Consider the following 12694-nt stretch of genomic DNA (forward strand, 5'->3'; position numbering starts at 1 on the left):
GCCAGTTCGACCTGCGGGTTGGCGCACTCGGCAAGCTCAGCTGCGGGCGCGTCCAGCAGCAGCGTCGGCAGCTCGGCCGGGACTGGCAGGTGCACACCGCGCTGTTGCAGCAACAGGGCCATGCGACTGTCGTCGATCATGTAGGCCAGGCGTTCTTCGGGGTATTCCGGGTCCAGCGGCAGGTAGGCACCGCCGGCCTTGAGGATCGCCAGCAGGCCGATGACCATCTCCAGCGAACGCTCGGCGGCGATGCCCACCAGCACATCCGGGCCGACGCCACGGGCAATCAGTTCATGGGCCAGGGTGTTGGCAGCGTTGTTCAGTTGGCGGTAGCTGAGCGAGCGGGCGCCGAACACCAGGGCGGTGGCTTCGGGGCTGCGCTCGACCTGCTGCTCGATCAGGCGCTGCACACGGCATTCGTCCGGGTAGCGCTGCGCGGTGTGGTTCCAGGTGTGCAGGGTGTGCTGGGCGCTGGTGTCGAGCATCGGCAGCTCGCCGATCGCCTGCCCGGCATCGGCGACCATGCCCCGCAGCAGGGCCTGCCAGTGGCTGGCCAGACGTTCGATGCTGGAGGCCTCGAACAGGTCGGCGGCATACACCAGGGCTACCGCGATGCCCTGCGGGGTCTCCAGGGTTTCCAACGACAGCTCGAACTGCGCGCCGCCGCCATCGAGCAGCAACTCGCGGGCCTGCAACTGCGGCAGGCTGCTGCCGGTGGCGGTGGCACCGAGGGTGCTGAGGTGGTTGTACATCACCTGGAACAGCGGGTTCTGGTTCAGTGCGCGCTGCGGGTTGAGCACTTCCACCAGGCGGTCGAACGGCAGGTCCTGGTTGGCCTGGGCGCCCAGGGTCACCTCCTTGACCGCTTGCAGCCACTGGCCGACGGCCAGCTCCGGCTGCGGGCACAGGCGCATCACCAGGGTATTGACGAAGAAGCCGACCACGCCCTCCAGCTCCTGGCTGTTGCGGTTGTTCACCGGCACGCCGATGCGCAGGTCGTGCTGGCCGCTGTGGCGCTGCAACAGCAGGGCGAACGCGCCGAGGAACAGCTGGAACAGCGTGACGCCCTGGGCCTGGGCCAGTTCGCGCACCTGCCGCTCCAGGTCCGGCGGCAGGCGCAGGTCAAGGCGCCCACCCCGGTCGCTGGCGTGGATGTGGCGCGGGTGGTCGGTGGGCAGCTCCAGCACCACCTGCTCGCCCCCCAGGCGCTCTACCCAGTAATCCTGCTGGCGCTGCATCTCGCCGTGTTCCAGCCACTGGCGCTGCCAGTGGGCGTAGTCGGCGTACTGCACCGCCAGCGCCTGCAGGGCCGGTTCACGACCGGCGTTGAAGGCGCTGTAGAGCTCGACGAACTCGTGCACCAGCAGGCTCATCGACCAGCCATCGGACGTGATGTGGTGCAGGGTCAGCACCAGTACCCACTCCTCGGCCGTGCGCTCGATCACCTTGACCCGCATCAGCGGCCCCTGGTGCAGGTCGAACAGGCGAGTGATCTCTGCGCGCACCGCCAGCTCCAGTTGCGGCTGGCTGGCATCGGGCAAGGCGGCCCATTGCAAGTCGACGGTGCTGGCCGGCTGGACCTGCTGATAGAGCTGGCCCTCGTGCTGAACGAAGGTGGTGCGCAGCGACTCGTGCCGGGCCAGCAAGGCATCCACGGCCTGCTGCAGGGCCTGGCGGTCGAGGTTGCCCTGCAGGCGCACGGCCAACGGCGTGTGGTAGGCCGTGCTGTGCGGTTGCAGGGTCCAGAACATCCACTGGCGCTGCTGGGCGAAGGACGCGGGCAGGCGCTCGCTGCGCGGCAATGCAGGGATCGCCCCCTGCTCGCGGTAACGCGCGCAGTGCGCCAACGCCTCGGCCAGTTCGCCCAGGTTGGCGCTGTCGAAGATGGCCCGCAGCGGCAGGTCCAGGCCCAGCTGGCGACGTACCCGCGAGACGATCTGCACAGCCAGCAGCGAATGGCCGCCCAGGCTGAAGAAGTTGTCCAGCAGCCCCACCGTCGGCACCTTGAGCACTTGTTCCCAGATGCCGGCCAACGCTTGCTGCTGCGCCGTCACCGGGGCCACATGGGCATGCGCCGTGCGCGCCAGGGTCGGCAGCGGCAGCGCGCGGCTGTCGAGCTTGCCATTGGCGGTCAACGGCATGGCCTGCAGCGTCTGATAGCAGCTGGGCACCATGTAGTCCGGCAGGCGCGTGGCCAGCCAGGCCTTCAGCTCATCCTGCTGCGCCGCGCCGTTGCCGTCGGCGAACACCACGTAAGCCACCAGTTGCGCCTCGCCGGCCTCGCCCACCAGCAGCACCGCGGCATCGCGCACGTGCGGGGCCTCACGCAGCACCACCTTCACTTCTTCCAGGTCGATGCGGTAGCCGCGCAGCTTGACCTGCCGATCGACCCGGCCAAGGAAGGCCAGCTCACCGCCGGCCTGGCGGCGCACGCGGTCACCACTGCGGTACAGGCGCGCACCCGGCGCACCGAACGGGTCGGGCACGAAGCGCTCGGCGGTCATGCCGGGGCGCCCATGGTAGCCGCGGGCCAGGCCGGCGCCACCGATGTACAGCTCGCCATGGCTGCCGGGTGCCTGCAGCTGCAAACCGGCGTCCAGTACATGGGTGCTGAGGTTGGGCAAAGGCCGGCCCAGCACGATCGGGCTCCCGGCTGCGGTCAGGTTGTGGGTCAGCACGCCCACGGTGGTTTCGGTCGGGCCGTAATGGTTGACGATGTCGCAATGCCCCAGCGCGCGTACACGTTCGACCAACGCCTGGGAACAGGCCTCGCCACCGACCACCAGGCAACGCCCTGGCAGTACCTGCTCCGGGCGCTCGCCGCCGAGCAGCGCCTCGAGGTGCGAGGGCACGATCTTCAGCACGTCGATGCCGTGGCCCTGGACGTAGTCACCGAAGCGCAGCGGGTCGAGGGCGACGTCCTGGTCGATGATGTGCAGCACCCGCCCGGAGCACAGTGCGCCGAACAGCACGGTATGGCCGAGGTCCGCCGCCAGGGTGGAAACCACCGCCATGCTGCTCGCGCCCTCCAGCGGCAGGGTCTGCGCGATGCCTTGCAGGTAGTTGCCCAAGGACGCATGGCTGACGGCCACGCCTTTGGCGGTGCCGGTGGAGCCGGAGGTGTAGATCACGTAGGCCAGCTGGCGGCCATCCACTTGGCGCTGCGGGCCCTGCGCGCTGCGCTCGGTGCGTGCGGGGTCGAGCAGCAGCGTGGTCACCCCAGGCACCTGCGGCAGGCTGGCCAGCAGCGCCTGCTGGGTCAGCAGCACGCCGATGCGGCTGTCTTCGATCATGTACGCCACGCGCTTGGCAGGAAATGCCGGATCCAGCGGCACATAGGCACCGCCGGCCTTCCACACCGCCAGCAGGCCGATCACCATTTCCAGTGAACGCTCGACCGCCAGGCCCACGCACACCTCTGCGCCCACGCCCTGCTCCACCAGCTGCTGGGCCAGGGCATTGGCGCGGGCGTCGAGTTCGCGGTAGCTCAGGCTGTGCCCGGCGAACACCAGTGCCTGGGCCTCCGGCACGCGCTGCACCTGGGCCTCGAACTGCTCCAGGGCGGTCGGCGCCGGCGCTGCAAGGCGGCCATTGGCCTGTTGCAGCAGCTGCTCGGCCTGCTGCTCGTCGAGCATCGGCAACTGGTCGAGCAACTGATCGCCCTCGCCGACCATGCCCCGCAGCAGTTGCTGCCAGTGGCCGGCCATGCGCGCGATGGTGGCGCTCTCGAACAGCTCGCAGGCGTAGGTCAGCGATGCGTGCAGCTTGCCGCCGCGCTCGAAGGTAGTCAGGGTCAGATCGAACGGGGTCGAGCGGCTGTTCCACTCCAGCGGGCGCAGCTCCAGGCCCTCAGCGACCGTCATCACTTCGATGTCGGCGACATTCGGCAAGTGGTTGTACATCACCTGGAACAGCGGGTTGTGGCTCAGGCTACGGTCCAGATCGAGGGCCTCGACCAGCTGCTCGAACGGCAGGTCCTGGTGCGCCTGGGCACCGGTGGCAGTCTGCTTGACCGCGGCCAGCAGGCTGGCCACCGATTGCTGGCCATGCAGGCGGGTGCGCAGCACCTGGGTGTTGACGAAGAAGCCGATCAGCCCTTCCACCTCGGCACGGTTGCGGTTGGCGATCGGTACACCGACGCGCAGGTCGGCCTGGCCAGTGTGGCGGTACAGCAGCACGTTGAATGCCGCCAGCAGCACCATGAACAAGGTGACGTTATGCTGGCGAGCCAGCGCCCGCAGTTGGTCTGCCAGAGCTTCGTCGATGACCAGTTCATGGCGCTGGCCACGCTGGCTGGCCACTGCCGGGCGCGGGAAATCGGTGGCCAGTTCGAGCAACGGGTGCTCATCGCCCAGCTGTTCGCGCCAGTAGCCGAGCTGGCGCTCCTGCTCGCCGGCCTCCAGCCACTTGCGCTGCCACAGGGCATAGTCCAGGTACTGGATGGGCAAGGCCCGCAGTTGCGCTTCATGGCCTTGGGCAAAGGCCTGATAGGCCTGCACGAACTCATCGATCAGCACGTTCATCGACCAACCATCGGCGACGATGTGATGCAGGGTCAGCAGCAGCACATGCGCTTGGGGGCCGAGCACCAGCAACGTGACGCGCAGCAGCGGGCCATTGGCCAGGTCGAACGGGCGCAGTGCCTCCTGTTCGGCCAGCTGGCGCACGCGGGCGCCCTGGGCATCGTCGCTCAACGCCGCCAGGTCGACCTGCTCGACCTGCAGCGCCTGCCTGGCAGGCACCTGCCGCACCTGCCCTTCGCCATCCTCCGCGAATACCGTGCGCAGGGTCTGGTGGCGCGCCACCAGGCTGGCGAAGGCACGCTCCAGAGCTGGCACATCCAGCGGCCCGCTCAGACGCACGGCGCTGGGCAGGTTGTAGGCGCCGCTGTGACGATCCAGTTGCCACAGGAACCACATGCGCTGCTGGGCATAGGAAAGCGCATGGCGGTCGTCGACCTCGACGTCGGCAGCGATGGGGAACTGGGAGAAGTCGATGCGTTCAGCGCGCAAGCCATCCAGGAACAGGCGGCGCTTTTCCACTGGCAGCTCAATGAAACGGCGGGCAAGCTTCAGGGACTTCTCGGCATTCATCTGCGATCTTCCATACAGTTGGGTATCGAGCGTTGGCTCGGCTATCCCTACGGGACGTAAGAGGGCGCGAAAAAATTAGCCGAGCACGCGCCAGCGCTGGCGGCGGCCCATTTCATGGCGCAACGGCTAAATCGGCGGTGGCGGTGCTCGTTATCCCTGCACAACGAAAGACCGACAGGGGTTTACCGTGGACCTTCAGAGCATCCTCAGCAAACTGTTCGCCAACGCCCACGCCGTGGGCATCGAAGGCGTGTACCAGTTCGTCTTCGGCCAGGACCGGGCGTTCTGGTCCGAGGTCCGCGAGCACAGCCGCACGGGCGCGGGCCGCCATGACGCCCCGGACGTCACCATCGAAGTCGCCGAGCGCGACTTCCTCGGCATCATGGGCGGCACGGCCAACGTCGAGGAACTGTTCGCCAGCGCCCGCCTGAAGATCACCGGCAACATGGGCCTGGCCACCCTGCTGCCGCAGATCATCAACAGTGCGCGGCAAGGGGCGGCGGCCAGCAAGGTGGCGATGAACCAGCGCTACCCCACCCCCGCACGCATCAGCGAGCGGCTCTCTGCCACCCAGCCGGTCCTGCGTGAGGTGCCACGCATCAGCCGGGCAGCAATGCCCGTCGATCGCTTTCGCCGCGACTACCTGCCACACGGCATGCCGGTGGTGCTGAGCGACGCCCTGCAGGACTGGCCACTGTTCACCATGGGCCGCGAGGCGTCGCTTGAGCACTTCGCCGAACTGCAGGGCATCACCCGGCATGGCGACTACGTGAAAAAGACCTTTTCCACCGACCGCGACTTCCGCTCGACCTCCATGGCCGAGTTCATCGCTTCGCTGGACACACCGGCCAAGCCAGGCGATACCCCTGCCTACATGGGCAACAACATCGTGCCGGAAAAACTCCTGACGCTGATCCGCTTCCCGGACTACTTCGAGCGTTCGCGTTTCATCGCCCCGCGCATCTGGATCGGCCCCAAGGGCACACTGACACCGCTGCACCGCGACGACACCGATAACCTGTTCGCCCAAGTCTGGGGGCAGAAGTCGTTCATTCTCGCAGCGCCCCACCATCGCCCAGCACTGGGCACCTGGTCGACCAGCCCCAAGGGCGGCCTGGACGGCTGCGATTTCAACCCCGACGCTGCCGATTACCAGCGCTTCCCCGCTGCCCGCGATGTGCCGTTCCTGCGGGTGGTGCTGCAGGCCGGCGACCTGCTGTTCCTGCCTGAGGGCTGGTTCCACCAGGTCGAGTCGGTATCCACCTCGCTGTCAGTGAACTTCTGGGTGAATTCCGGGCGCGGCTGGTGATGCCGGGCAGGCGTTAATTTGCAGGGGTGTCGGCTCGTTCATAGGGAAAGTCGCCTGCAAGAGAACGCCCGCATGCCCAGCCCCGCCCGCATGACCCAAACGCTCCAGCAAGGCCTGCGCCGCCTGATCGGCGGCCGCACCTCGGCCGTCACTGGCTACCGCGTGTTCGACCTGGTGCTCAGCCGCCGCATCAGCCTGAGCCCATCCCTCACGCGCCTGGTATTCACCGGCCCCGACATCGCCGACATGAACACCCTCGCGCCCGACCAGCGGGTGAAGCTGTTCTTCCCTGCCGCCGACGGTTCACTCCCCCGGCTGCCCACCGACCAACACTGGAAGGCGGCGCACAGCGCGCTGCCAGCCGAGCAGCGCCCGCCCATGCGTACCTATACCATTCGCGCCCTGCGCCGCGAGGCACTGGAGGTGGACGTGGATTTCGTCCTGCATGGCGTCAATGGCCCCGCTTCGGCCTGGGCCACCCACGCCCAGGTCGGCGACGGCCTGCAGATGGTCGCGCCGAACCTGGCCTATGAAGGTGACCCCGGGGGATACGAGTGGAAACCGCCGCACGGCGTGCGCAGTGTACTGCTGGTGGGTGATGAAACCGCGCTGCCGGCAATTGCCGGTATTCTCGAACAGCTGGCCGAGCAGCAGCCCGACCTTGCGGTAGAGGCCTTCATCGAGGTGCCATTGCGAGCCGACTGCCTGCCCCTGCGCCACAGCGCTGCGACGCGCGTGCACTGGCTGCCCCGCGAGGCGCTGCACGGCGAGCATGGCCAGGCCATGCGCCATGCCGTGCGTGAGCTGGCCACACTCGCGCAGGGCAGCGTGGCCGCCGGGGTCAAGCTGGAGGAGGTGGATATCGACAGCCGCATTCTCTGGGAGCAGGCCAGCACGCAGCACAGCGTGTTCCATGCCTGGGTGGCGGGCGAATCGGCAACGGTGATGGATATCCGCCGTTACCTGATCAAGGAACGCGGGCTGCCGCGCGAGTGCCTGACGCTGATGGGCTATTGGCGGGCCGGGCGCACGTTCGACTGAGCGGCAATGCCCGGGGGCCGCTTGGCGCACCCCCGGCACACCTCAGACGGCTGCCGCCAACGCCTCGGCAAAACGCTGCGCCACTTCATCGACCTGCTGCGCGCTGATGATCAGCGGCGGCAGGAAGCGCACCACCGCACCATGGCGGCCGCCCAGTTCGAGGATCAGGCCGCGCTTGAGGCATTCACGCTGCACCTTGGGCGCCAGCTCGCGGTTGGCCGGTGGGTGCCCCAGCACGTCGCGCGGGCCCTGCGGGTCGACCAGTTCCACCCCGAGCATCAGGCCACGACCGCGGATATCACCCAGCTGCGGATAGTCCTTCTGCAGCCATTGCAGGTGCCCTCGCAGTCGCTCGCCCATGGCCTCGGCATGCTCGGCCAGGCGGTGCTCGACCAGGTAGTTGATCACCGCAGAGCCCGCGGCCATGGCCATCTGGTTGCCGCGGAAGGTGCCGGCATGGGCGCCCGGCTTCCAGGTGTCGAGCCAGTCGCGGTAGACCACCACCGCCAGCGGCAGGCTGCCGCCGATGGCCTTGGACAGGGTGACCACATCCGGCACGATGCCGGCATGTTCGAAGGCAAACATCCGCCCGGTGCGGGCAAAACCGCTCTGGATCTCGTCGACGATCAGCGCCACACCTGCCAGCTCGGTGATGCGCCGCACGCCCTTCAGCCATTCGATGTCGGCCGGCACCACCCCGCCCTCGCCCTGCACCACTTCCAGGATCACGGCCGCGGGCAGCGGCACGCCGCTTTCCGGGTCGAGCAGCAGGTTTTCCAGATAATGCAGGCCCGCCTTGACCCCAGCTGCGCCACCCAGGCCGAACGGGCAACGGTAATCGTAGGGGTACGGCATGAACTGCACGCCATTACCGAGCAACGCACCCAGCGGCTGCTTGGGCCCATGGCTGCCCATCAGGCTCAGCGCGCCCTGGCTCATGCCATGATAAGCGCCCTGGAAGGCCAGCACGGTGCTGCGCCCTGTGGCGCTGCGTACCAGCTTGAGCGCGGCCTCCACGGCGTCGGTACCGGTCGGGCCGCAGAACTGCACCTTGGCCTCGCGGCGCAGCGCTTCAGGCAAGATGCCGAACAGGTCCTGAACGAAGCGGTCCTTGACCGGTGTGGTCAGGTCGAGGGTGTGCAGCGGTATCTCATCGGCCAGCACGCGCTGGATCGCCTCGATCACCACCGGGTGGTTATGGCCCAGCGCCAGGGTGCCGGCACCGGCCAGGCAGTCGATGAACTGGCGGCCTTCGACGTCCTCGACATGAATGCCACGGGCGCGCTTGAGCGCCAGCGGGATACGCCGCGGGTAGCTGCGGGCGTTGGATTCCTGCTGCTGCTGGCGTTGCAGCAAGGGCGAGTCGGTGAATTCGTACAGCGGCTGCGGCGCGCTGGCCGGCGGGACCTGGGCAAGGCTGGAAGCGGTGGACATGGGTGAATCCTCGCAAGCAAGCGAATGGGCAGTTATCGCTTTGGAAACGCTTGAGTGCGGGGAGGATTTAGCGGTTGTTACTGGATTTTGCTTTACCTGTGCCGGCCCCTTCGCGGGCGTGCCCGCGAAGGGGCCGGCACAGGTGATGAAAATCAGCCCGCCGCGCGCGCCGGCACCTGCAGCAACACGCGCAAACCATCGCTTTGGCTGTCAAAGCGCAAGCTGCCGGCACAGCGCTGCACGATCGCCTGGACGATCGCCAGGCCCAGCCCGCAGCCACCGCTCTGGCCATTGCGCCAGAAGCGCTCGGTCAAGTGCTGCAGGTCATTTGCGGCAATGCCCGGCCCATGGTCTCGGACCATGAAGCCCACCTGCCCATCGGCCATCTGCACCTGAAGCTCTACCTCGGCGTCACCGCCATGGCGCAGGGCGTTGTCCAGCAGGTTGCGCAACGCGGCCACGGCCAGTGGTGCAGGCATGCCCAGGTAGATGCGCGTGGCTTCCTCGGGCAAGTGCAGGACGATACGCCGGTTGTCACCGCCGCCAGCATCCTGCACGGCCTGGCGGGCGACCTGTTCGGCGCTGCACTGCACGCCGTCTTCGAACGACAGGCTGCCTTCCACCCGCGCCAGCAGCAGCAGCTGTTCCAGGGTGCGGTGCATGCGGTCGGTGCCCTGCTCGGCATGTTCCAGGGCCTGCTCGCGCACCGCGCCGTCGGTCATCCGGGCCACCTGCAGGTGGGTCTTGATCGCGGTCAGCGGGCTGCGCAGTTCGTGGGCGGCGTCGTCGGTCAGGCGCCGCTCGCGCTCGAGGGTCTGGGCGATGCGCAGGAACAGTTGGTTCTGGGTGTCGAGCAGTGGTTGCAGCTCACTGGGCAGGCCCGCCACCTGCAACGGCTCGACGCTGTCGGCACGCCGCCTGCGCAGGGCATCGCGCATGCGGTTGAGCGGCTCCAGGCCTTTGCCCAGGCCGATCCACACCAACCCCAGGCTGCCCAGCAAGGCCATCAGCACCGGTGCCGAGGCGGCCAGCAGGATCGACTGGTTCAGCGCCTCACGCTCCATGTGGCGGTCGGCAGTGGTGATGCGCACATCGCCATGGTTGTAGGTGAAGGTGCGCCACGACGCACCGTCGATGGTCTGATCACGAAAGCCGCTGCGCTCGTCGTCCATGGCGCCATCGTGCTTATGGTTGCTGGCAAGGATCTCGCCGCGCAGCGAACTCACCTGGCAGGCCATGCCGTCGGGCACGCTGAACTGGTCGGCGGAAAAGTGCGCATCCTCGCCCTTGGCGGCCAGCGGCTGCGGCAACTGGTCGATCAGCCCGGCGACCATGCGCGCCGAGGCCACCAGCCGCTGGTCGAGGGAGAACATCATCTGCTGGCGCAGGTCGCGTAGCATCCAGGCGGCGGCCAGCACCCAGATGATGATGAAGGCACTGCCAAGGATCAGGCTAAGGCGCACCCGCAGGCTCATGATGCGGCTTCCTCGGGTGCCTGCGCCGGGCCAAGGCGGTAACCCAGGCCGCGCACGGTCTCGACGATACTGTTGCCAAGCTTGCGCCGCAGGTGGTGGATATGCACGTTGAGGGCGTTGCTTTCGACTTCGTCGCTGAAGCCGTACACGCAGTCCTTGAGCTGCTCGCTGGACAGCACCCGGCCCGGGTTCTGCAGCAAGGCCTGGAGCAAGGCCTGCTCACGCCGCGACAGGTCGACGGGCTGGCCGGCCAGGGTCGCCTCGCAGCTGCTCGGGTCGTAGCGCAGCGGGCCGTGTTCGATCACGTTCACCGCGCGCCCGGCTACCCGGCGCAGCAGGGTGTGCAGGCGCGCGGCCAGTTCGCGCAGGTCGAAGGGTTTGAGCAGGTAGTCGTCGGCGCCGGCTTGCAGGCCATCCACCCGGTCGGTGACCGCATCGCGCGCGGTCAGCACCAGCACCGGCAGGTCCACGCCCTGCTGGCGCAGGCGGCGCAGCAGCTTGAGGCCGTCTTCGTCGGGCAGGCCCAGGTCGAGGATCATCACGTCGAACTGCGCGGCCTGAAGCATGGCCCGCGCGCTGGCGGCGTTGGCCACGCGGTCGACGGTCAGGCCCTGGGCAGTGAGGCCGGCGCAGATGCCGCTGGCGATCAGGTCGTCGTCCTCGCAGAGCAGAACGTGCATGGGTGGGGCTCCCGAAGTGGTGTGGCTGGCATTGCACTATGGGGGGATTAAGGGGGGATTATGGGCTTTTTTCAGGGGAATGGCAGGTAGGGCCAAGGGCGGCAAAAACCTCAGCCGTGCACCCGCTACCTCAATGCCCCCTCAGGCGTGTCGACATCCAGCAACACACCCGTATCGTCCAGCTCCAGCACAACACAGCAATCCCGGTGAGCCTTCACCAGCGAACGCGCCCCTTCATCACCGGTCAGTTGCGTCAGCCCCGGCCAAAAGTCGCGACCGAACAGCACCGGGTGCCCCTGCTGCCCAGCCTGGCGTGGCAGCACGATGGTCGAGGCTGTGGCCGCTGCCACCAGCTGGCGTAGCGTCGACGGTTCGATCCAGGGCATGTCGCCAAGCAAAATGGCGACCGCCTGCGCCTCGCTGTCGGCCAACGACGCAGCGCCGGCTGCCAGGCTGTGGCCCATGCCCGAGGCCGCATCCGGGCTGGCGACGATCCGGCAACCCGCGGGCAGCCCGAGGTCCTCTGCCCGCTCGCCTTCGCGCAGCACCACGCGAACGTCGCTGAACACCGAGCAGGCCCGCTCTACGCTATGCGCCAGCAGGCTACGACCGTCGGCCAGTGTGGCACGGCGCTTGTCGCCACCAAAGCGCACGCTGCGACCCGCCGCCAGCACCAGCGCGACGACCTTCAAAGCGCCGCCCGGGTGATGCCGTTACGCATCCGCAAAATATCGGCCAGCACCGCCAGGGCGATCTCTGCCGGGGTCTTGCTGCCCAGGTTGAGGCCGATCGGCGCGTGGATGCGCGCCAGCTCGTCGTAACCCAGGCCGCCAATACGGTGCAGGCGTTCGCGACGCTTGTCCGAGGTGGCTTTGGAGCCCATCACACCTATGTAGAACGCTTCAGTACGCACCGCTTCAAGCATGGCCAGGTCATCGATTTTCGGGTCGTGGGTCAATGCAACCACTGCCGTGTCGGCATGGCAACCGCCGTTGGCGATAAATTCCGATGGCAGCTCGCGGCGCACTTCGATGCCGTCCAGCACCACGCCTTCGAGCACCTCGTCACGCGGGTCGCAGAGGATGACTTCAAAGCCCATCCCTTTGCCGAATTCGGCGCAGTAATGCGCGACGCTGGAATACCCCGCCAGCAGCAGGCGTTGGGCAGCGCCGACTCGAAGGCACACGCGGTTGCTTTCACGCTCGACGCGCGGGCCCTGGACGCTATCGTTGCTGAGCTGGCGAACCCCATGCGGCAGGCTCACTTCGCGCAGCAGGCGGCGCTGCCCCTGCAGCGCACTTTGCAGCTCGCGCAGGTGGCCCTGCACGTCGCAATCGGCCGGCAGGTTTTCCACCAGCACCTCGAGCACGCCGCCACAGGGCAGGCGAATGCTCGAGCGCCGGTCGCTGCCATCGCCATAACGCACGATCGCCACCGGCTCGGGAAACTCGCCCAAGGCCACGCGCTCGAGGAAATCATCCTCGACGCAGCCGCCCGACAGCGAGCCCACCCACTGCCCACCGTCGTTCACCGCCAGCAACGAGCCCGGCGCACGAGGCGCCGAGCCGTAGGTGGCAAGCACCGTGCACAACCACACCCGCTGGCCGTTGCAAGACCACCGCAACGCCTGGCGCACGACCTGCAGATCAAGATGTTGCACGT

At 67.8% G+C, this 12694-nt stretch carries 8 protein-coding genes; 2 read left to right on the top strand and 6 right to left on the bottom strand.

Translation table 11 applies throughout. From position 1 onward, the window contains the following. Positions 1 to 5093, bottom strand: a 5093-nt coding sequence (locus ACIPIJ_RS00005) for an amino acid adenylation domain-containing protein (RefSeq protein ID WP_401071543.1), incomplete at its 3' end; no start/stop codon positions are given. Positions 5094 to 5280: 187 nt separating this feature from the next. On the opposite strand from ACIPIJ_RS00005, the gene ACIPIJ_RS00010 reads away from it, so the two are divergent. Both ACIPIJ_RS00010 and ACIPIJ_RS00015 read left to right on the top strand, forming a co-directional pair. Then, a complete protein-coding gene (locus ACIPIJ_RS00010) occupies positions 5281 to 6402 on the top strand; it encodes a cupin-like domain-containing protein (protein ID WP_401071545.1) in 1122 nt (373 codons plus the stop codon). Between the two features lie 72 nt (positions 6403 to 6474). Next, positions 6475 to 7443: a siderophore-interacting protein gene (locus ACIPIJ_RS00015; protein ID WP_401071547.1), complete on the top strand. Its 969-nt coding sequence runs from the start codon at positions 6475 to 6477 to the stop codon at positions 7441 to 7443. A gap of 42 nt (positions 7444 to 7485) precedes the next feature. Here the strand turns inward: ACIPIJ_RS00015 and ACIPIJ_RS00020 are convergent, their stop codons facing one another. From ACIPIJ_RS00020 to ACIPIJ_RS00040, 5 genes are all read right to left on the bottom strand, one after another. After that, a complete protein-coding gene (locus ACIPIJ_RS00020) occupies positions 7486 to 8877 on the bottom strand; it encodes an aspartate aminotransferase family protein (protein WP_401071549.1) in 1392 nt (463 codons plus the stop codon). Positions 8878 to 9029: 152 nt separating this feature from the next. Continuing rightward, positions 9030 to 10352 carry an ATP-binding protein gene (locus ACIPIJ_RS00025; RefSeq protein WP_401071551.1) on the bottom strand — a complete coding sequence of 441 codons (1323 nt, stop codon included), beginning with the start codon at positions 10350 to 10352 and terminating at the stop codon, positions 9030 to 9032. Then, a complete protein-coding gene (locus ACIPIJ_RS00030) occupies positions 10349 to 11032 on the bottom strand; it encodes a response regulator (RefSeq protein ID WP_401071553.1) in 684 nt (227 codons plus the stop codon). The genes ACIPIJ_RS00025 and ACIPIJ_RS00030 overlap by 4 nt, the downstream gene beginning before the upstream one ends. A 125-nt stretch (positions 11033 to 11157) precedes the next feature. Further along, positions 11158 to 11724, bottom strand: a complete 567-nt coding sequence (locus ACIPIJ_RS00035) for an NTP transferase domain-containing protein (RefSeq protein ID WP_401071555.1) — start codon at positions 11722 to 11724, stop codon at positions 11158 to 11160. Beyond that, positions 11721 to 12692, bottom strand: a complete 972-nt coding sequence (locus ACIPIJ_RS00040; protein ID WP_401071557.1) for an XdhC family protein — start codon at positions 12690 to 12692, stop codon at positions 11721 to 11723. The genes ACIPIJ_RS00035 and ACIPIJ_RS00040 overlap by 4 nt, the downstream gene beginning before the upstream one ends. Positions 12693 to 12694 lie beyond the last annotated feature (2 nt).

The sequence above is a fragment of the Pseudomonas sp. NPDC087185 genome, assembly GCF_044744955.1.
Classification (GTDB): Bacteria; Pseudomonadota; Gammaproteobacteria; order Pseudomonadales; family Pseudomonadaceae; genus Aquipseudomonas.